This is a genomic window from Mycobacterium sp. MOTT36Y (assembly GCF_000262165.1).
Lineage (GTDB): Bacteria > Actinomycetota > Actinomycetes > Mycobacteriales > Mycobacteriaceae > Mycobacterium > Mycobacterium intracellulare.
Genome location: NC_017904.1, coordinates 2466682 through 2489816 on the forward strand (window position 1 = coordinate 2466682; position 23135 = coordinate 2489816).

Genomic DNA, 23135 nt, shown 5'->3' on the forward strand with positions numbered 1-23135 from the left:
GGCACTGGCTCGCGCCCGTCACGGACCAGCAGCAGTCTGGCCGCGACGTCGCGAGCTTGGGGGAGCGGGGAGATACATCATTTGACACAGAGGGCAAATGGGTCGACGTGGCCCATCGTGGGACGCGATGCGGAGTTGCGCCGGTCGCTGGCCGCGCTGAACAACGGGGACTTTCACGGGGTGGCGCTGATCGGCGACAGCGGCGTGGGCAAGTCGACCTTGGCGCGCATGCTCGCGAAGACGGTGGAGTCGGCGGGGCGCACGGTGCGATTTGCGCTGGGCACCCAAACGGGCTGGGCCGTGCCGCTGGGCGCCTTTTCGCGCGCGGTGAGCCTCGGGGTGGGGCATGAACCGGCGATCATGCTGGCCGCCGCGCATAACACCCTGAGCCAGGACAAGAACCTGGTGGTGGTGGTCGACGACGCGCAGCTGCTCGATCCGCTGTCGGCCACGTTGGTCAATCAGCTTGCGGCCGGCGGCGGCGCGCGGTTGATCGTGACGATCCGGTCCGGTGAGCCGGTGCTGGATGCGTTGACGGTGTTGCTGAAAGAGCGCCTGTTGTTGACCGTTCACATCGACCCGTTTACGCGCGAGCAGACCGAGCTATTGGCCGGCACGGTTCTGGGTGGTCCGGTCGACCCACGACTGGTCGACGAGTTGTTCGAGCGCAGTGCCGGAAACCCGTTGCTACTGAGGGGCTTTCTGACCGCCGGCCGCGAAAGCGGGACCTTGGTTCACGCCGAGCATGGCTGGCAACTACAAGGCCCGCTGCGGGCGGATCGCGAACTTCACGACGCTTTGGAGTTCCGGTTGCAGTCGCTGACTCCAGAGGAGTTGGAGGTGGTCGAGATCTTGGCCACCGCCGAGGTGTTGGAGTGGGAGATCCTGCGCGACATCTGCGATGCCGACGCGATGGCAAACCTCGAGCGTCGTGGTCTGATCCAGTTGGTCGCCGACGGATCCCACACCCTGGCGCAACTCAATCACCCCATGCTCGGTGAAGCGGCCACCCGCCACGCGGGGATAGTGCGCTCGCGGCAGCTCAACGGCATCCTGGCGAAAACCCTTCGGAGGCACCTGAGGGCGGGCGGGCGGCGCTCGCACTTCGCCGATCCGCGAGGCCGAATCCGATTGGCTCAGTTCATGTTGCGCAGCGACCTGGAGCCCGACCTCGAGGTGGTCATCGATGCGGCGGCCAGCGCACTGGCGATGTCGAACGTGGCGCTTGGTGAGGAACTGGCCAAGTTCGCGGTCGAACGCGGTGGTGGCCTGCCGGCCGCTCTGGTGCTTGCCGAGGCGGTGAGTTGGCAGGGGCGCGGCGAGGAGGCCGAATCCATTCTTCTGGACGTCGACCTCGGTGACGCCGACGACTGGCTGATCGCGCGGTGGGGCTGCCTGCGCGCCGCCAACTTGGCGTGGGGTTGCGGTGACGCCGAAACCGCGACGCGCGTAGTGGCCGAGGCGAGGCAGCGCCTCGTGGCCGAGGGCGCCCTCCAGCTGCTCGCCGCGCTGGAGATATCGATTGGGTTCTTCTGCGGCGACATCGAGACGACGATCGAGCTCGGGCCGCGCCTGTGCGAGGCCGACGTAGTGCCGATGGCGACCGTGTGGGCGGCCGTCGCGACATGCGGCGCTTTGATGGCGGCCGGACGCTTTTCCGAAGTCAGCCGCATCGCCGCCGCCGGCGTGCGCGCGACGGCACTCTGCAGGGCGGGCGCGCAGCGGTTCGCCATCGGAATGGCCGAGGTGATGGTCGCGACCGCGGCCGGCGACTACCCGGCGGCCGACCGAATCCATAGGCGCTACGCCGCGCTGGCCACCGGTCTCCCCGCGGCGAAGGCCATGGTTGACGCCATGCTCGGGCTCGTGCAGGTGAGCCGCGGCGAGCTGTCGTCGGCGTGCGCCACACTTGACCGGTCCATTTCCCAGCTTTCCCAAGGCTTTCCGTCGCCGTGGCTGCTGGTCGTGGCTGCCCTGCTGGCCCAGGCCGAGGGGGCGCGCGGCGATGGCTCCGCGGCCGCCGCGGCGTTGCGGCGTGCGGAGGAAACGTATGGACCCCACGTCGGGGTGTTTTTGCCCGAACTCGAACTGGCCCGGGCCTGGGAGAGGGCAGCCGCCGGCGACACGACGGCCGCCCAATCGCATGCGATGCAGGCGGCGCAGATCGCGCGAGCGGCCGCGATGCACGTGGCGGAGATGCGGGCGCGCCATGCCGCCGTTCGCTTCGGGGACCGGTCACAGGCCAAGCGCGTGGATGAGCTCGCCCGAATGCTGGGCTCTCCTTCGGCGCAAGCGGTCGCCGACCAAGCCCGCGGTCTGGCGCAGCGCGACGGTGATCTGCTCGATGTCGCCGCGCACAAATTCGCCGATCTCGGCGCGTTGGCTTTTGCCGCCGACGCGTCGGCCCAAGCGGCCGGCGAGCATGCCCGGCGGGGCGAGCGGCGCAAGGAGGTCGAGTCGTCGAGTTGGGCGCATGCTTTGGCCGGCCAGTGCGGCGTGCGTACACCGGCGCTCGAGGCCGCGGCGCGCCCCCTTCCGTTCAGTGGGCGTGAACGTCAGATCGTGCTGCTGGTCGCGGCCGGATTGTCCAATCGTCAGATCGCCGACCGGCTGGTTATTTCGGTGCGCACCGTCGAGGGACACCTGTACCGGCTTTTCACCAAACTCGGCGTCAACAATCGCGACCAGCTCGTTCAGCTACTGAACCTGGATTGGTCCGCGACAAACAACGACGATTCGAGCACGTCATGACGACGGTGCCGCGCCGGCGGATGGCCATCGAATAAGCCGCGCTGGCCGCTCAAGCCGACCTTTCCCGACCCGGCTACCGCATTTGCGGGTCCATCGCCGCGGGGGAGCCGTAGCCCGTCGTCTGCGGCACGTCCGGCTGTCTCTCCCTGCGGCCGTGAACACAGGGCCGGCGCCCGCGTATCCGCCGAACAACAAAGACAGCATTATCGCGAAACACGCTGCAGCAGAATCAAATCCGGGCTACCACGCGAATTCTCGGCGAACTCTGCCTGCCGCCACCAAGGGTCACTCTCGTAAATCGCGCTTACCACTCTATGTGCGCGTCCGGACTACGCTACCCGGCTTGATAAGGCCGACAACAGGATTGAAACCCATACGCTCCCGGTCATGTCGAGACCGATGCCGGGTCAAGCCCCCTAGCGCCCGGTCCAATACAGCACGTGCAGTGAAGTGCGCGACCCATGCGACAACGACATTTGGAGGCCCGATGAGTACCAATCCGTTCGACGACGACACTTGCAGCTTTTTCGTCTTGATCAACGACGAAGAGCAGCACAGCCTATGGCCGGCGTTCGCCGATATTCCGGCCGGCTGGCAGACGGTTTATGGCGAAGCGGATCGCGCCGAGTGCCTGGAGTACATCGAACAGAACTGGCCCGATATCCGGCCGAAGACGCTGCGGAACAGGCTGGCGGCAGCGCGCCAGGCTTCTGACAGGTAGACGGCAAAGGGAATCCGATGACGATCGATGACCGGGCGCTGTCGGTTGGGCGCGAGCGACTGACGGAATCTGACGGTGGGCCATTCCCGCTGACGCGCGGGCAACTCGATATATGGCTTGCGCAGGAAACGGATCGCGGAGGTGCGAGGTGGCAGCTGGGCTATCTTCTGCGAATCGAGGGCACGGTCGACCCTTGGTTGCTGGAGCACACGATCCGTCAAGTGGTGCGCGAGGCCGAACCATTTAGAGCCGCCTTTTTCCAGGTGGATGGCCAGGTGTTCCAAGCGGCGGTTGATTACCCGGATGTCGAGCTTGCTCGCTATGAGCGGATGGGCTCGGAGGATCCTGTCCAGGAAGCCTATCGGCTGGCATCCTCGATTCAGCGCACGGTGATGCCGCTCAGCGGGCCGCTGTTCAAATTCGCGTTGTTGCAGACGCGGGCAGATGAATTTTATTTGTTCGTCTGCTGCCACCATATAGTGGCGGACGGAATCGGCCTCGCTCTTGTTTGTCATCGGATCGGCGATGTCTACAATGCCATGGCGTCGGGCGCACCGATTCCCCCCGCTTTTTTCGGATCGCTGAGTGATCTGATCGCTTGCGAGGCGGAATACGAAGCGTCCACCGATTATCTCGACGATCAGGCCTATTGGACTAAGAACCTGCCGGCCGAAAGCGAACCGCCTTATGGGTTGGCGCCCGCCGCGGACGGCCGTGAACCCTACGAGTCTTCTGTACCGGTGGAATTGGACCCTGTTGCTGTCTCCGGAATCCGAGAGTTGTCGCAGGCGTTGGGGGTGCGTCGTTCGTCGGTGATTGCCGCGGCATGTGCGCTGCTGGTGGGGGGGTGCGACGTCGAGGGTTCGGAGGTGGTTTTCGATTTTCCGGTAAGCAGGCGGGTCCGTCCGGAGACACAGACGGTGCCCGGAATGGTTACCGGGTTCGTCCCATTGGTGTTGAAGGCTTCGCCGGAATCCACGATTGCCAGTTTTTGTGGACATGTCGACACGCGACTGCGAGAAGCGTTGGACCATCAGCGGTTCCCGGTGCATCTCATCGAGTACAGGCGACCCCGCGGCTCCGCGCAGAGGTCGAATCGCGTAATCCTCAATTTCATCCCGACTACAAATCTGGCGAATATCGCCGGTGCCAAGATTTCGGGCACCCTGACCCATACGAATCTCGTCGATCAATGTGGGCTGGACTTCTTCAGCGACCACGATCGGCTCTTCCTCGGCCTGCAACCCGGCGCGAAGACGAGTGGGTTCGGCGGCGCTGGGCAGTGGCTTTCTCGTTGTGACATCCGCGATTTGATCGGTCGGTTGGAGCGGGTGTTGGTGGCGATGGCCGCCGATGCGGGTCGGCGGTTGTCGTCGGTGGATGTGCTGGGTGAGGGTGAGCGCGCTCGCCTGGAAGAGCTTGGTAATAAAGCGGTTTTGGCCATTCCGCACAGCGTTGCGGTGTCGGTGCCGGAGTTGTTCGCCACCCAGGTGGCCCGCACCCCGGATGCGGTGGCGGTGGTGTGCGAGGACCAGTCGCTGACGTATCGGGAGTTGGATGGGTCCTCGAATCGGTTGGCGCATCTGCTTGTTGGGCGGGGGGCGGGTCCGGGGCGGACGGTGGCGGTGGTGTTGTCGCGGTCGGTCGAGGCGGTGGTGGCGATCGTGGCGGTGCTCAAGACGGGGGCGGCGTATTTGCCGATCGACCCGGGTCTGCCCGCGGAGCGGATCGGCTTCGTGCTCGGCGATGCCGCGCCGGTCGCGGCGATCACCACCGCGGCGCTGGCCGAGCGGCTCGACGGCCACGGCGTGGCGGTCATCGACGTCAACGATCCCGCCATCGACGCCCAACCGGACACGGATTTGTCGGGGCCGGAGCCTGGGGATATCGCGTATGTGATTTACACCTCGGGCACCACCGGGGTGCCCAAAGGGGTGGCGATCACGCACCGCAACGTGACCCAGTTGTTGGGGTCGTTGCAGGCCGGGCTGCCCGAGGCGGGGGTGTGGGCGCTGTGTCATTCGTTGGCGTTCGATGTGTCGGTGTGGGAGATCTTCGGGGCCCTGCTGCGCGGTGGGCGGCTGGTGGTGGTGGGCGAGGCGGTGAGCGCCTCACCGCAGGATCTGCATCGGGTGCTGGTGGCCGAGCAGGTCAGTGTGTTGACCCAGACGCCGTCGGCGGTGGCGGCGTTGCCGGTCGAGGGTTTGGAGTCGGTGGCCTTGGCGGTGGTGGGTGAGGCGTGTCCGGCCGAGGTGGTGGATCGGTGGGCGCCGGGGCGGGTGATGGTCAATGCCTATGGCCCGACCGAGACCACGATGTGTGTGGCGATCAGCGCCCCGCTGACGCAAGGATCCGGGACGCCGCCAATCGGTGCGCCGGTCGGCGGGGCGGCACTGTTCGTCCTCGACGGCTGGTTGCATCCCGTGCCCGCGGGGGTGGTCGGTGAGTTGTATGTGGCCGGTGCCGGGGTGGCGGCCGGGTATGCGGGTCGTGCGTCATTGACCGCCTCGCGGTTTGTGGCCTGCCCATTCGGAGCGCCGGGCCAACGGATGTATCGGACCGGGGATCTGGTGCGTTGGCGCGCCGACGGGCAGCTGGATTACCTGGGGCGTGCCGATGAGCAGGTCAAGATCCGCGGCTATCGCATCGAACTCGGCGAAATTCAAAGCGCACTGACGAACCTCGACGACGTGGAGCAGGCGGTGGTCATCGCCCGCGAGGACCGCCCCGGCGACAAACGCCTGGTCGCCTACGTCACTGGGACCGCGGACCCGGCCGACCTGCGTGCCGCGCTGGGCGAGCGGCTACCGGAATATATGGTGCCGGCCGCGGTGGTCGTCCTGGAGGCGCTGCCGTTGACGGTCAACGGCAAACTCGATACCCGCGCCCTGCCCGCACCCGAATACCAGAGCGCCGGATATCGCGCGCCGGCCAACCCGGTCGAAGAGATCCTGGCCGGCGCGTTCGCCGAGGTCCTCGGGATTGAGCGCGTCGGGGTCGACCAGTCGTTCTTCGATCTGGGCGGGGACTCGCTGCTCGCGACGCGCCTGGTCGCCATAATCAACGCCAGCCTCGATGCCGAGCTCTCGGTACCCGCCCTGTTTGACGCGCCCACGGTTGGCCAGTTGGCGCTCCGCGTCGCCGGGGATGGCGGCCGACGCGAGCCCGTGGTGGCCCTGGAGCGGCCCGCGGTGGTGCCGTTGTCGTTTGCCCAGCAACGCTTGTGGTTCATCGACCAACTGCAAGGGCCTTCACCGATCTACAACATACCGGCGGCGTTGCGGCTCAGCGGACGGCTGGATGCCGAGGCGTTAGGGGCGGCGCTGTCCGACGTCGTGGCCCGCCATGAGAGCCTCCGCACGCTCTTTGCGGCGCCCAACGGAACACCGCAGCAGGTGGTTATCCCAAGGGAAGAAGTCGATTTCGGCTGGCAGATCATTGATGCCACCGGCTGGTCGGAAAGCCGGCTGAGTGAGGCCGTCAAAGCCACAGCGTGCCACAAGTTCGATTTGGCCACCGAGATTCCTTTGCGGGCACGGCTTTTCCGCATCGCGGACGACGAACACGTGCTGGTGGCCGTGGTGCACCACATCGCTTCCGACGGCTGGTCGATCACCGCGCTGGTGCGTGATCTGGGACTGGCTTATGCCAGCCGGTGTGCGGGGCAGGCACCCGGTTGGGCGCCGTTGCCGGTGCAGTACGCCGATTACACGCTGTGGCAGCGCACCCAGCTCGGTGAGGTCACCGACAGCGACAGTCCGATCGCCGCGCAGCTGGCGTACTGGGAGCAGGAGCTGGCCGGGCTGCCCGAGCGCCTGGCATTGCCCACCGACCGGCCCTATCCGCCGGTGGCCGACTACCGCGGCGCCAGCGTGGTCGTGGACTGGCCGGTTGAGCTGCAGCTGCGGATTGCTCAGGTCGCCCGCGAGCACAACGCGACCAGGTTCATGGTGATCCAGGCCGCCCTGGCCGCACTGCTGGCCAAGCTGACCGCCAGCAGCGACGTGGCGGTCGGATTCGCGATCGCCGGGCGGCGCGACCCGGCGCTCGACGAGCTGGTGGGGTTTTTCATCAACACCCTCGTGCTGCGGGTCGATGCGGCAGGGGATCCCACCGTGGCCGAGTTGCTCGCTCAGGTGCGGGCGCGCAGCGTGGCCGCCTACGAGCACCAGGACGTGCCCTTCGAGGTGCTCGTGGAGCGCCTCAACCCGACACGAAGCCTGGCGCACCACCCGCTGATACAGGTGGTGTTGGCCTGGCAGAACTTCCCCGGCCACACCAGCGATCCCGCCGCCGGGCTGGACTTGGGTGACCTACAGGTCACGCGTTTGCCGGTGGACACCCAGTCGGCGCGCATGGATCTGACATTCACGCTGGCCGAACGGTTCACCGAGGCCGGTGAGCCCGCCGGGATCGCCGGGGATGTGGAATTCCGCACCGACGTGTTCGACGCGGCCAGCATCGAGGTATTGATCGAGCGGTTGGAGCGGGTGCTGGCGGCGATGACCGCCGATCCCAGCCGGCGATTGTCGTCAGTGGATGTCCTGGATGCCGCTGAGCGCGCACACCTGGACAAGGTCGGTAACCGGGCGGTGTTGGCCCGGCCGGTGCCAACCGCGGCGTCGATTCCGGCGGTGTTCGCCGCTCAGGCGGCGCGCACGCCGGAGGCCGCGGCGATCACTTTTGAAGGCCGGTCGATGACCTACCGGGAGCTCGACGAGGCGTCGAACCGGTTGGCGCACCTGTTGGCCGCCCTGGGCGCCGGCCCGGGACAGTGTGTGGCGCTGCTGTTGCCACGGTCGGCCGGGGCGGTCGTGGCGGTAATGGCGGTGCTCAAGACCGGGGCGGCCTATCTGGCGATCGATCCGGCGCACCCGACGGCGCGAATGGAGTTCATGGTTGCCGATGCCGGACCGATCGCGGCGATCACCACCACAGGGCTGGTCGACCGGTTCGACGGCCGTGACCTGCCGGTCATCGATGTCGACGATCCGCGCATCCTGGGCTGCCCGTGCACGGGCCTGCCGATGCCGGCTGCCGAGGAGATCGCCTACCTGATCTACACGTCGGGCACCACCGGGGTTCCCAAAGGCGTTGCCATTCCCCACCACAACGTGACCCGCCTGCTGACGGCACTGAGCGCCGACCTGGAGCTGTCGCCGGAGCAGGTGTGGACGCAGTGCCATTCGCTGGCCTTCGACTACTCGGTGTGGGAGATCTTCGGTGCGCTGTTGCACGGCGGGCGGCTGGTGGTGGTACCAGAGTCCGTGACGCGCTCACCCGAAGACCTGCACGCGTTGCTCATCGCCGAACAGGTCAGCGTATTGAGCCAGACGCCGTCGGCGTTTTATGCGCTGCAAACCGCCGATGCGCGGGCACCCGAGCGGGGATCTCAGCTGAAGCTCGAGACGGTGGTGTTCGGCGGCGAGACGCTAGAACCCCAGCGCCTGGGAACCTGGTTGGACCGCCACCGCCGGTCACCGCGGCTGGTCAACATGTACGGCATCACCGAGACGACCGTGCATGCCTCGTTCCGCGAGATCAGCGTCGCCGACGTCGACCGCAGTGCCAGCCCCATCGGTGTGCCGTTGGTGCACCTTGGCTTTTTTGTGCTGGACGCGTCGTTGCGTCCGGTGCCGGTCGGGGTGGTTGGGGAGTTGTATGTGGCCGGCGGCGGGCTGGCGTACGGATACCTGGGCCGGGCCGCTTTGACCGGTTCGCGGTTTGTGGCGTGCCCGTTCGGCGCGCCGGGACAACGGATGTATCGCACCGGGGATCTGGTGAGTTGGGGGCGCGACGGGCAGCTGGATTATCTGGGTCGGGCCGATGAGCAGGTCAAGATCCGTGGGTATCGCATTGAACTCGGTGAGATCCGGGCGGCGCTGGCCGCGCTGGATGGGGTGGAGCAGGCGGCGGTGATCGCCCGCGAGGACCGCCCCGGTGACAGGCGCCTCGTCGGCTATGTCACTGGCGCCGTTGACCCGGCCGATGTTCGGGCCCGGCTGGGTCAGCGGCTGCCGGCCTACATGGTCCCGGCGGCGGTGGTGGTGATCGACGCGTTGCCGTTGACGGTCAACGGCAAACTGGACACGCGGGCGCTTCCGGCGCCCGAGTACTGCGAGGGCGATCGCTACCGCGCGCCGGCCACGCCCACCGAGGAGATCGTGGCCGGCATCTACGCCCAGGTGCTCGGGCTCGAGCGCGTCGGGGTCGACGACTCCTTCTTCGATCTGGGCGGGGATTCCCTGTCGGCGATGCGGGTCATCGCCGCCATCAACAAATCCCTGGACGCCGGTCTCGCGGTGCGCACCGTGTTCGAGTCGCCCACCGTTGCCCAGTTGGCGCCCCGTATCGGCGGGGACGGCGGTACGCGTCAGCCGTTGGTGGCCGGCGCGCGGCCGCCGATGGTGCCGTTGTCGTATGCGCAGAGCCGGTTGTGGTTCCTCGACCGGTTCGAGGGCGGGGTGGCGACCTACAACATGCCGACCGCGTTTCGGATCAGCGGGGCGCTGGACGTCGAGGCGTTGACGGCGGCCGTCGATGACGTCATCGCCCGCCACGAGGCGCTGCGCACCATATTTCCCGACATGGACGGTGTGCCGTTCCAGCAGGTGCTGCCGGCCGAGGCCGGGATGTGGCGGCGCGGCGACGCGGCAGTGGTGTCGTTGACCGAGCAGGATCTGCTCGGCGAGTTGGTGGAACTGGCGGGGTATCGGTTCGATCTGGCGACCGAGATCCCGATTCGCGCGCAGATCTATGAGGTGGGCCCCGAGCAACATGTCGTGGGAATTGTGGTGCACCACATCGCATTTGACGGGTGGTCACTGGCTCCGATGGCCCGGGATATCGGCGAGGCCTATCTGGCGCGGCGGCAGGGCCGGGCCCCGCAGTGGGCGCCGTTGCCGGTGCAGTACGCCGATTACACGCTCTGGCAACGGGATTGGTTGGGCGTCGAGTCCGATCCCGACAGTGTGATCGCCGGGCAGCTGGCCTATTGGCGGCAGGAGTTGGCGGAGCTGCCCGAGGTGGTGTCGCTGCCGGCGGATCGGGCCCGCCCGCCGGTGCCCAGCTACCGCGGCGATGCGGTGGACATGCACCTCGACCCGCGGCTGTGGGCGGGGATCAAGGCGTTGGCGGCGGCGCATAACGCAACCGCCTCGATGGTGTTGCAGGCGGCCATGGCGGTGGTGCTGCACCGGGCCGGGGTCGGCGAGGACGTGACCATGGGCACCCCGATCGCCGGGCGGATGGATGCGGCGCTGGATGAGCTGGTCGGGTTCTTCGTCAACACCTGGGTGCTGCGGGTGGGCGTGAGGCCTGCGCACCGGTTCAGCGATGTGCTCGAGCAGGTGCGCCAGAAGGCGCTGGACGCCTACACCAATCAGGATGTGCCGTTCGAGCGACTGGTCGAGCAGCTCAACCCGGTGCGCTCCACGGCGCACCATCCGCTGTTTCAGGTGGCCCTGGCCTTCCAGAACAACGTGCGCCCCGAGGTGGCGCTCGACGGGCTCAGCATCGAGCCGCTGGCGGTGGACAGCCGCACCGCCAAATTCGATCTGGATGTCGACCTGCGGGAGGTGCCCTCCGACGACCCGGCCGCACCGATGGCCGCCGGGGTCGTGACCTATGCCACGGACCTGTATGACCGGGTCACCATCGAGCGCTTCGTCACCTGGTTCACGCGGGTGATCGAAGCGGTCGTCGCGGATGCGTCGGTGGTGGTGGGCGACCTGGCGCTGCTGGATCGCGACGAGCGTGATCTGGTGCTGTCGCGGTGGTCTGGCGCCGGAGTTGGGGCGCCGGCGGGGGTGGCGCCGGAGTTGTTGGACGCGGCGGTGGCCGCCGACCCGGACGCGGTGGCGATCGTCGATCGGGCCCGGAGCTTGTCCTACCGCGAGCTCGACACGTGGTCGACGCGGCTGGCGCGGCTGCTGATCGAGGCGGGGGTGGGCCCGGAACGCGCGGTGGGCGTGGCGATGGGCCGGTCCACGGAACTCGTGGTGGCGTGGTGGGCGGTGCAGAAAGCCGGCGGCGTGTACGTGCCGGTGGATCCCGCTCACCCGGTCGAGCGGATCGCGACGGTGCTGGACGCCGTGGGCGCGGTGTGCGTGTTGACCCGCGACGCCGACACGGTGGCCGGGGCCGGGACGCGCCCGGTGCTGCGCATCGACGGCCTGGACCTGTCCGGGCGGTGCGCCGAGCCGATCACGGACGCCGACCGACTGGCGGAGTTGGGACCGGACAACACCGCGTATGTGATCTTCACGTCGGGGTCCACCGGCACCCCGAAGGGCGTGGCGGTCACCCACGGCGGTCTGCCCGGGGTCGCCGCGGCGCACCGCGAGGCGTTTGGGCTCGGCGCGGACACCCGAATGCTGGCGGTGCTCTCCCCGACATTCGACGCCGCGCTCGGTGAGTTGTTGGTCGCGGTGGGATCGCGCGGCGCGTTGGTCGTCGCGCCGCCGGAGGTGTATGCCGGCGAGGCGCTGACGGCATTGCTGCAGGAGCAACGGGTCAACGCGGCCGTGATGACCCCGACGTTGCTGTCGTCGCTGGATCGAAGCCGGCTGGATGCGTTGTCCACCTTGATCGTCGGCGGTGAAGCCTGCCCCGACGAGTTGGTGGCCGCGTGGGCGCCGGGGCGGCACATGTTCAACGGCTACGGCCCGACCGAGGCCACAATCTGGGCCACCACGGTGCCGCTGGTGGCGGGGCAGCCGGTCCGCATCGGCAGCCCGCTCCCGGGGATGCGCGCGCTGGTGCTCGACGCGCGGCTGAACCCCGCCCCCATCGGGGTGGTCGGCGAGTTGTATCTGGGCGGACCGGCGTTGGCGCGCGGCTACCTGGGCCGCGCGGATCTGACCGCGGAACGGTTCGTGGCCGATCCCTACGGGCCCGCGGGCGCGCGGCTGTATCGCACCGGCGACCTGGCGCGCTGGACGCTCGACGGAACCCTGGACTACCTCGGCCGTGCCGACGCTCAGATCAAGCTGCGCGGGCACCGCATCGAACTGGGCGAAATCGAAAACACCTTGCTGGGCTGCCCGCAGGTCGCCCGGGCGGCCGCCACCGTGCACGAGAGCAGAACCGGCTCCCACCTCGTCGCCTATGTCACCCTCGAGCAGGCCACCACCGCCGAGCGCGACGCCGACACCGTCCAAGCGTGGCAACACCTGTATGACGAGGCGTATAGCGCCGACGTGGACGCGCCGGAATTCGGCATGGATTTCCGCGGCTGGAACAGCAGCTACACCGACGATCCGATCCCGCTCGAGGAGATGATCGAGTGGCGTTCGGCCACGGTGGATCGGATCCTCGAATTGCATCCCGCGCGGGTGCTGGAGATCGGCGTGGGTTCGGGGCTATTGCTTTCCCAGTTGGCGCCGGTCTGTGCCGAGTACTGGGCCACGGACTTCTCCGCGCCGACGATCCAGAGGCTGCAGGCCGCCGTGGCCGGGCAGCCGTGGGGGGATCGGGTGCGGTTGCGGGTGCAGCCCGCCGATGTGGCAGATGCGTTGCCGGAGGGCCATTTCGATGTGGTGGTGCTCAACTCGGTGGTCCAGTACTTCCCGAGCGCGCGCTATCTCACCGACGTGCTGGCGGTCGCGATGCGATTGCTGGCACCCGGCGGGGCACTGTTCGTCGGCGACGTGCGCAATCACAGTCTGCAGGGCGCGTTTCAAACCGGCGTCGCGCTTGTCCGGGCCGCCAACGACACCGCCGACGTTGACGAGATTCGCCAACGAGTTCAGCGCGCCATGCTCGGCGAAGCCGAATTGCTGCTGGCCCCAGAGTTTTTCACCACCTGGGCTGCCGGCCATGAATCGGTTTCCGGGCTGGATATTGAAGTCAAGCGCGGCGCGGCCGACAACGAACTCAACCGGTATCGCTACGACCTCGTCGTCTTTAAAACCCCGGCGCCGGTGCGCTCACTGGCCGCCGCAGACAGCTGGGCGTGGGCCCAGTGCACGGGCCTGGGCGGGCTGCACGACCGGTTGGTGGCCGAGCGACCCGACACGATTCGCGTCACCGAGATCCCCCGCGCGGGAGTGATCAGCGACGTCCACGTCGAACACGCCCTCGCCGACGGGCTCGCCCTGTCCGACGCGCTGGCCCTGGCCGAGAGCGCGGATGCCATTGTCCCCGAACAACTCCACCGCGTTGGCGAGAACGCCGGATACCGCGTCGCGGTCACCTGGGGAGCCCAACCGGGCACCGTGGACGCGGTGTTCGTCACTGCCGCCGACGCTGAGCGGACCTGGGCGCTGACCGATCTGTATCTGCCGCCCGACGCGGCCCACCGAGTCACCAGTCACGCCAACGACCCGCAGACCAACACCAAAATCACCGCCGTGCGTCAGCAGTTGAGCGCGTGGTTGCCCGAATACATGGTGCCGACGCACATCGTGGTGCTCGACGAGTTCCCGATGACGTCCTCGGGCAAGATCGACCGTAAGGCCTTGCCGGCGCCCGTTTTTGCCACCACAGCCTTCCGAGCGCCGCAGACCCAGACCGAAAAGATCGTCGCCGGCCTGTTCGCCGAGGTGCTGGCGATCGACAAGGTCGGGGCCGACGACTCGTTCTTCGACCTGGGTGGGGATTCGCTGTCGGCGATGCGGCTGATCGCCGCGGTCAACAACGTTCTGGATGCCGACCTGTCGGTGCGTGCGGTCTTCGAGGCCCCCACGGTTGCCGAATTGGCGCCCCGTATCGGTCAGGGCGGGGGCCTGGAGCCGCTGGTGCCGGCGGAGAGGCCGGCGGTGATTCCGTTGTCGTTTGCCCAGAGTCGGTTGTGGTTCATCGACCAATTGCAAGGGCCTTCACCGCTTTACAACGTGGTGGTGCCGTTGCGGCTGAGTGGGCGCCTCGATGCGGACGCGCTGGGTGCGGCGCTGGTCGATGTGGTCGGCCGCCATGAGAGCCTGCGCACCCTGTTCCGGGCGGTCGACGGGATACCGCAGCAACTGGTGATGCCCGCCGACCAGGCCGATTTCGGCTGGGACGTCGTTGATGCCACCGGATGGCCGGCTGGCCAGGTGGAGGACGCCGTCGGCGCCGTGGTGCGCTACGGGTTTGACCTGGCCACCGAGATCCCGTTGCGGGCAAGGCTTTTCCGCGTCGCCGACGATGAACACGTGATGGTGGCGGTGCTGCACGAAATCGCCGCCGACGGTTGGTCGACGACCCGCCTGGTGCGAGACATGAGTGTGGCCTATGCAAGCCGGTGCGCGGGCCGGGCCCCCGACTGGGCCCCATTGCCGGTGCAGTATGTCGACTACACGCTGTGGCAGCGCGCGCAGTTTGGCGATCTCGACGACAGTGAAAGCCGCATCGCCGCGCAGCTGGCCTACTGGGAGCAGACGCTGGCCGGGATGCCCGAGCGGCTGCAGCTGCCCACCGACCGGCCCTATCCGCCGGTGGCCGATCAGCGCGGCGCCAGGGTGACCGTCGAGTGGCCGGCGTTGTTGCAGCAGCAGATTGCGCGGATGGCCCGCGAACACAACGCGACCGGATTCATGGTGACGCAGGCCGCCCTGGCGGTGCTGCTGTCGAAGCTCAGCGCCAGCAGCGATGTGGCGGTAGGATTCGCGATCGCCGGGCGCCGCGATCCCGCGCTCGACGAGCTGGTGGGATTCTTCGTCAACACCTTGGTGCTGCGCGTCGATCTTGCCGGCGATCCCACCGTCGCCGAGCTGCTGGCGCAGGTGCGATCACGCGGCCTGGCCGCCTACGAGCACCAGGACGTGCCGTTCGAGGTACTCGTCGAGCGGCTCAACCCCACCCGATCGTTGGCCCACCACCCGCTGGTCCAGGTGATGTTGGGCTGGAACAACTTCCCGGGACAGGTCAGCGTCCCCGAGACCGGGCTGAGCTTGGGTGACCTTCAGGTCACGCCGCTGCTCGGGGACACCCAGACCGCGAAAATGGATCTCGTCTTCTTCCTCAAAGAATGCTGGACCGACGCCGGTGAGCCCGCCGGGATTTCGGGGCAAGTCGAATTTCGCACCGACGTGTTCGACGCGGACAGCGTCTTGGCGTTGATCGGTCGGTTGGAGCGGGTGTTGGTGGCGATGGCCGCCGATCCGGCCCGGCGGTTGTCGTCGGTGGATGTGCTGGGTGAGGGTGAGCGCGCCCGCCTGGAAGAGCTTGGTAATAAAGCGGTTTTGGCCAGCCCGCACGGTGTTGCGGTGTCGGTGCCGGAATTGTTCGCGACCCAGGTGGCCCGGATTCCGGATGCCGTGGCGGTGGTCAGTGAAGGACTGTCGGTGACCTACCGCGAGCTTGATGAGGCGTCGAATCGGCTGGCGCACCTGCTTGTTGGGCGGGGTGCGGGGCCGGGGCGGACTGTGGCGGTGGTGTTGTCGCGGTCGGCCGAGGCGGTAGTGGCGATCGTGGCGGTGCTCAAGACGGGGGCGGCGTATTTGCCGATCGACCCGGGTCTGCCCGCGGAGCGGATCGGCTTCGTGCTCGCCGATGCCGCGCCGATCGCGGCGATCACCACCGCGGCGCTGACCGGGCGGCTCGACGGCCATGACGTGGCGGTCATCGACGTCAACGATCCCGCCATCGACGCGCAACCGTGTACGGGGTTGCGGGGCCCGGAGCCTGAGGATATCGCGTATGTGATTTACACCTCGGGCACCACCGGGGTGCCCAAAGGGGTGGCGATCACGCACCGCAACGTGACTCAACTGTTGGGGTCGTTGCAGGCCGGGCTGCCGGCGGCGGGGGTGTGGGCGCTAGGTCATTCGTTGGCGTTCGACGTGTCGGTGTGGGAGATCTTCGGGGCCCTGCTGCGCGGTGGGCGGCTGGTGGTGGTGGGCGAGGCGGTGAGCGCCTCACCGCAGGATCTGCATCGGGTGCTGGTCGCCGAAGGCGTCAGCGTGTTGACCCAGACGCCGTCGGCGGTGGCCGCGTTGCCCACCGAGGGTTTGGAGTCGGTGGCCTTGGCGGTGGTGGGTGAGGCGTGTCCGGTCGAGGTGGTGGATCGGTGGGCGCCGGGGCGGGTGATGGTCAACGCCTATGGCCCGACCGAGACCACGATGTGTGTGGCGATCAGCGCCCCGCTGACGCAAGGATCCGGGACGCCGCCAATCGGTGCGCCCGTGCAGGGGGCGGCACTGTTTGTCCTCGATGGGTGGTTACGCCCGGTGCCCGCGGGGGTGGTCGGTGAGTTGTATGTGGCCGGTCGCGGCGTGGCATGCGGCTACGTGGGCCGACCCGGACTGACCGGATCACGGTTTGTGGCCTGCCCATTCGCCGGTACGGGCCAACGGATGTATCGGACCGGGGATCTGGTGCGCTGGCGCGCCGATGGGCAGCTGGATTACCTGGGGCGCGCCGATGAGCAGGTCAAGATCCGCGGCTATCGCATCGAGCTCGGGGAGATCCAGACCGCCCTGACCGCGCTGAGTGGGGTGGATCAGGCGGTGGTCATCGCCCGCGAGGACCGCCCCGGCGACAAGCGCCTGGTCGCCTACGTCACTGGGACCGCGGACCCGGCCGACCTGCGAACCGCGCTGGCCGAGCGGCTACCGGAATATATGGTGCCGGCCGCGGTGGTCGTGCTCGACGCGCTGCCGTTGACGGTCAACGGCAAACTCGATACCCGCGCCCTGCCGGCACCCGAATACCAAAATGCCGGATATCGCGCGCCGGCCAACCCGGTCGAAGAGATCCTGGCCGGCGCGTTCGCCGAGGTCCTCGGGATTGAGCGCGTCGGGGTCGACCAGTCGTTCTTCGATCTGGGTGGGGATTCGCTGCTGGCGATGCGCTTGGTCGCCGCGATCGAGATGGGTCTGAAGGCAGAGCTTTCGGTGCGCACCGTGTTCGAGGCGCCCACGGTGACCCAGTTGGCGCTCCGCGTCGGCGGAGGCGGCGGTCGACGCCAGCCGGTGGTGGCTCTGGAGCGGCCCGAGGTGGTGCCGTTGTCGTTTGCCCAGCAACGCTTGTGGTTCATCGACCAGTTGCTGGGGCCTTCGCCGATCTACAACATGGCGGTGGCGTTGCGGCTCAGCGGACGGCTGGATGCCGAGGCGTTAGGGGCGGCGCTCGCCGATGTGGTAGCCCGCCAGGAGACCCTGCGCACCCTCTTCCCGGCGATCGACGGGATACCCGAACAGGTGGTTATCCCGATCGAGCAGGCCGACTTCGGTTGGCAGGTCGTCGATGCCACCGGCTGGCCGGAAACCCGGCTGCAGGAGGCCATCGACCCGACGGTGCGTCACTCGTTCGATCTGGCCACCGAGATTCCTTTGCGGGCACGGCTTTTCCGTATCGCGGAGGACGAACACGTGCTGGTGGCGGTGGTGCACCACATCGCCGCCGACGGCTTGTCGATGTCGCCGCTGGTGGCTGATCTGGCGGTGGCGTACGCCAGCCGGTGTGCGGGGCAGGCACCCGGTTGGGCGCCGTTGCCGGTGCAGTACGCCGATTACACGCTGTGGCAGCGTGCGCAGCTCGGTGATGTCACCGACAGCGACAGCCCGATCGCCGCCCAGCTGGCGTACTGGGAGCAGGAGCTGGCCGGGCTGCCCGAGCGCCTGGCGCTGCCCACCGATCGGCCCTATCCGCCCGTGGCCGACTACCGCGGTGCCAGCGTGATGGTGGAGTGGCCGCCCGAGCTGCAGCAGCGGGTGCGCGCGGTGGCCCGCGAGCACAACGCGACCAGCTTCATGGTGATCCAGGCCGCCCTGGCCGCACTGCTGTCCAAGCTGACCGCCAGCAGTGACGTGGCGGTCGGATTTGCGATCGCCGGGCGCGATGATCCCGCACTCGATGGATTGGTGGGCTTTTTCGTCAACACCCTGGTGTTGCGGGTCGACCTGGCCGGCGACCCGAGCTTCACCGAATCGCTGGATCAGGTGCGGGCGCGCAGTCTGGCCGCCTACGAGCATCAGGACGTGCCTTTCGAGGTGCTCGTGGAGCGGCTCAACCCGACCCGAAGCCTGGCCCACCACCCGCTGATACAGGTGGTATTGGCCTGGCAGAACTTTGCGCGGGAGGACGGTGTCCCCGCCGGGCTGACCCTGGGTGATCTGCAGGTCACACCGCTGGCGGCGGACACCCGGGTTGCCCGGATGGACCTGACCTTCACGTTGGGCGAACGCTGGACTTCCGCCGGTGATCCCGCCGGCATCGGCGGGTCGGTGGAGTTCCGCACCGACGTGTTCGACGCGGCCACCATCGAGGCGCTGATCGAGCGGCTGGAGCGAGTGCTGATCGCGGTCACCGCCGAGCCGTCTCGAGTGTTGTCGTCCGTGGACGTGCTGGACGCGGGCGAGCACGCTCGGCTGGATGAGATCGGCAACCGGGCGGCGTTGACCCCGACGGCGTCACCCTCGCCGTCGATTCCGGCGGTGTTCGCCGCGCAGCTCACCCGCGCCCCGGAGGCCGTGGCGATCAGCTCCGACGGCCGGTCGATGACCTACCGGGAGCTCGACGAGGCGTCGAACCTGCTGGCGCACCTGCTGACCGCCCAAGGCGCGGGTCCGGGACAGTGCGTGGCGCTGCTGTTCAACCGTTGCGCCGAGGCAGTCGTAGCGATGTTGGCGGTGCTCAAGACCGGAGCGGCGTATCTGCCGATCGACCCCGCGCATCCGGCGGAGCGGATCGCGTTCGTCGTGGCCGATGCCGCGCCGATCGCCGCGATCACCACCGCGGCGCTGGCCGGGCGGCTGGATGGGCGCGACCTAACGGTCATCGATGTGGCCGATCCCCGCATTGACGGCTTCCCCGACACGGGATTGCCGGCGCCGGATCCCGATGACATCGCTTACGTGATCTACACGTCGGGCACCACCGGTGTGCCCAAAGGCGTTGCCATCACCCACCGCAACGTCACCGAGCTGCTGGGGTCTCTTGATCCGAGTTTGGCCGGGCCCGAGCAGGTGTGGTCGCAGTGGCACTCCTACAGCTTCGACATCTCGGGGTGGGAGATCTACGGCGCCCTCCTGCACGGTGGGCGGTTGGTGGTGGTGCCCGAGTCGGTGGCGGCCGCACCGGAAGACTTCCGCGCGCTGCTGATCACCGAGCAGGTCAGCGTCCTATGCCAAACCCCCTCGGCGGTGGGGACGTTGTCGCCGGAGGGGCTGGAGTCGGTGGCCCTGCTGGTGGGCGGCGAGGCCTGCCCGGCCGAGCTGACCGAACGGTGGGCACCCGGGCGCGTGATGATCAACGAATACGGCCCGACCGAGACGACGATGTGGGTGGCCTTGAGCGCGCCGCTGACCGCCGGGTCGGATGTTGTGCCGATCGGTTCGCCGGTGCCCGGCGCGGCGTTCTTCGTGCTGGACCGGTGGCTGCGTTCGGTGCCGGTCGGGGTGGTCGGGGAGTTGTATGTGGCCGGTACCGGGGTCGGTGTCGGATATGTGCGCCGCCCGGGGTTGACGGCGTCGCGGTTTGTGGCGTGCCCGTTCGGCGCGCCGGGACAACGGATGTATCGCACCGGGGATCTGGTGAGTTGGGGGCGCGACGGGCAGCTGGATTATCTGGGTCGGGCCGATGAGCAGGTCAAGATCCGTGGGTATCGCATTGAACTCGGTGAGATCCGGGCGGCGCTGGCCGCGCTGGATGGGGTGGAGCAGGCGGCGGTGATCGCCCGTGAGGACCGCCCCGGTGACAGGCGCCTCGTCGGCTATGTCACTGGCGCCGTTGACCCGGCCGATGTTCGGGCCCGGCTGGGTCAGCGGCTGCCGGCCTACATGGTCCCGGCGGCGGTGGTGGTGATCGACGCGCTGCCGTTGACGGTCAACGGCAAACTGGACACGCGGGCGCTTCCGGCGCCCGAGTACTGCGAGGGTGATCGCTACCGCGCGCCGGCCACGCCCACCGAGGAGATCGTGGCCGGCATCTACGCCCAGGTGCTCGGGCTCGAGCGCGTCGGGGTCGACGACTCCTTCTTCGATCTGGGCGGGGATTCCCTGTCGGCGATGCGGGTCATCGCCGCCATCAACAAATCCCTGGACGCCGGCCTCGCGGTGCGCACGTTGTTCCACGCGCCGTCCGTCAGGGGCTTGAGCCGGGAATTGGGCCAAGATGCCGGCGAGGTGGAAGTCGTGCCCGTCGAGTTCCTCAAGGAGGGCACCGGTATTCCGCTGTTCTGCATCCATCCCGCGAGCGGGCTGAGCTGGCCGTATCACGCCCTCGGAAATTACCTGGACTGCCCGATCATCGGAATTCAGCAAGCCCCGCAAAACGGCGAGGCCGAACCCGCGTCAATCCGCGACATGGCGAAAAACTATGCCGACCGGATTCAGGGGGTCGATCCGACCGGACCCTACAACCTTCTCGGCTGGTCTTTCGGAGGCGTCGTCGCCCATGAAATCGCCATCGAGCTTCAGCGACGCGGATGCTCGATCGCACGCCTTATCCTTCTCGACGCCCTCCTGACCGTCCCGAACAGCGACGTCCTCAACAGCGATGTGTTGGTCGAGAAGGCGCTGGAAGAAGTTTTGCGGTTCTGCCGCATCGACATTCCCGATGAGCCGCTCACCTACGAGCTGGCAGAAGAACTACTCCGCGAACGAGGAATCGTCGAATTGGCTCGATACAAGCCGCTCCTCGATTCGATCGTCCGCAACGACGACACGAATCTGGCGTTGGCCCGAGACCATCAACCAGGGGTTTTCAACGGTGACGTGGACGTTTTCGCTGCCGTGGGGGATGACGACGACCAGAATTCGTCTCCGCTGCAGAGTTGGCGACCTCACATTACTGGCGAAATCCATTGCTACGCGGTCGATTCCAGGCATCAAGAAATGCTGAATACAGAATCGCTCATCCAGTATGGCCAACAACTCAAAGTTCTATTAGAACTCGAAGGTGCGCGCACAGAATGATGGCCGTCAAACCGAGCGCGCCGCGCCCCGCGAAGAGGCGCCTTCCGCCTTTGCTGCGGTCTCGCCCGTTCGTCGCCGTCGTTGTCGCGATCGGCGGCATGCAACTGATGGTGGCGATGGACGGCCCCGTCGCGATCTTCGCGCTGCCCAGGATCCAGAACGAGCTGGGCTTGTCGGATGCCGGGCGGAGCTGGGTGATTACCGCCTACATGCTGACCTTCGGTGGCCTGATGCTGCTGGGTGGCCGCCTGGGTGACACCATCGGCCGCAAGCGCGCTTTCATCGTCGGGGTCGCGCTGTTCACTTTCGCCTCGACCTTGTGCGGCATCGCCTGGGACGGGGGGACCCTGATAACGGCGCGGCTGCTGCACGGCGCGGCTTCCGCGATCATGGCGCCGACCAATTTGGCGCTGATAGCGACCACGTTCCCGAGGGGATCGGCACGCAACGTCGCAACAGGGGTGTTCGGCGCGATGTCCGGTCTCGGCGGGGTGCTGGGCCTGGTGGTGGGCGGCGCGCTGACCGACGTGTCGTGGCGGCTGGCGTTTTTGGTGAACGTGCCGATCGGGCTGGCGGTGATCTGCCTGGCCGTCATCATGCTGCAGGAAACCCAGAAGGAGCGGATGAAGCTCGACGCCACCGGGGCCGCGCTGGCCACGTTGAGCTGTACCGCCGCGGTGTTCGGCCTGTCGATGGGCCCGGAGCACGGGTGGCAGTCGGCCATCACGATCGGTTCGGGCCTGGTGGCCCTGGCCGCCCTCGTGGCGTTCGTCGTGGCGGAGCGCACCGCCGAGAACCCCATCGTGCCGTTCGGCCTGTTCTTCGACCGCAACCGGCTGGCCGCGTTCGCGGCCATGTTCCTCGGCGGTGGCGTGCTGTTCAGCCTGACCGTGCTGGTCGGCATGTATGTGCAGACCGTCATGGGCTACAGCCCGCTGCGCGCTGGTGTCGCCTTCATCCCGTTCGGCATCGGGGTGGCCATCGGGGTCGGCGCGGCGTCGAAGCTGGTGATGTGGTTCCCGCCGCGGGTGGTGGTGCTCGCCAGCAGCGGCCTGATTCTGATCGCAACGCTGTACGGCGCGACACTCAACGCCGGGATCCCGTACTTCCCGAACCTGCTTGTGCCGCTCAGCATCGGCGCCCTTGGTATCGGCGCGATCTTCGTCCCGCTCACGCTGTCGGTGATCGCCAGCGTCGGCTCCGACCGGATCGGGCCCACCTCGGCGATTGCCGTGATGCTGCAGACCTTGGGCGGACCGCTGGTGCTGGTCATCATCCAGGCCGCCATCACATCGCACACCCTGCGGCTGGGCGGCACCCTGGGTCCGGTGAAGTCCATGAACGCCGCGCAACTGCATGCGCTGGACCGCGGCTACACCTACGGCCTGTTGTGGCTGGCCGGGGTCGTCGTGCTGCTCGGCGCGGTGGCGCTGCTGATCGGGTACACGGCAGCGCAGGTGGCCCGCGCGCAGGAAGTCAGGAAAGCCGTCGACGCGGGGGAGATCTAGCTCGTCGCGGCCACGGCCGAAGTGTGCGGCGTCGACGAAAAATGCTGTTGCAGAGCGTGATCCGAGCAGCGATCCGGTTTCTGGTGGAGTACTGCCCGCCGCCGGCGCAGCCACCACTCTGTTGGCTCGCGTCGACCACTCTATGTGCGGGTCCTGACTACGCTACCGACTTAATAAGCCTGACAACGGGATTGCAAAACCACAACGCTCTGAATCATGCACCTTGTCGAGCCGTTCCGGGCGATGCCCCAGAGCGCTTGCAACAGCTGTGCACCGATGTGTTCGGCCCTTGCCCACGCGAGATTTGGAGGACCG

At 67.7% G+C, this 23135-nt stretch carries 4 protein-coding genes; all 4 read left to right on the top strand.

Annotation, left to right across the window (positions count from 1 at the left end; all coding sequences use genetic code 11):
* Nucleotides 1-117 precede the first annotated feature (117 nt).
* A complete protein-coding gene (locus tag W7S_RS11420; RefSeq protein WP_020822402.1) occupies nucleotides 118-2751 on the top strand; it encodes a LuxR family transcriptional regulator in 2634 nt (877 codons plus the stop codon).
* 487 nt (nucleotides 2752-3238) lie between these two features.
* Nucleotides 3239-3472 carry an MbtH family protein gene (locus tag W7S_RS11425; protein ID WP_014711528.1) on the top strand — a complete coding sequence of 78 codons (234 nt, stop codon included), beginning with the start codon at nucleotides 3239-3241 and terminating at the stop codon, nucleotides 3470-3472.
* Nucleotides 3473-3489: 17 nt separating this feature from the next.
* Nucleotides 3490-21312, top strand: coding sequence for a non-ribosomal peptide synthetase (locus tag W7S_RS11430; protein WP_014711529.1), 17823 nt, complete (start codon nucleotides 3490-3492; stop codon nucleotides 21310-21312).
* Complete coding sequence (locus W7S_RS11435; RefSeq protein WP_085976443.1) at nucleotides 21312-22820, top strand: MFS transporter; 1509 nt, start codon at nucleotides 21312-21314, stop codon at nucleotides 22818-22820. Before W7S_RS11430 ends, W7S_RS11435 begins: the two co-directional genes overlap by 1 nt.
* The last annotated feature ends 315 nt before the right edge of the window (nucleotides 22821-23135 follow it).

Bases quoted from the DNA above. Each gene is read 5' to 3' on its own strand.
- W7S_RS11425 (WP_014711528.1), top strand. From the start codon at position 3,239: ATGAGTACCAATCCGTTCGACGACGACACTTGCAGCTTTTTCGTCTTG.
- W7S_RS11430 (WP_014711529.1), top strand. From the start codon at position 3,490: ATGACGATCGATGACCGGGCGCTGTCGGTTGGGCGCGAGCGACTGACG.
- W7S_RS11435 (WP_085976443.1), top strand. From the start codon at position 21,312: ATGGCCGTCAAACCGAGCGCGCCGCGCCCCGCGAAGAGGCGCCTTCCG.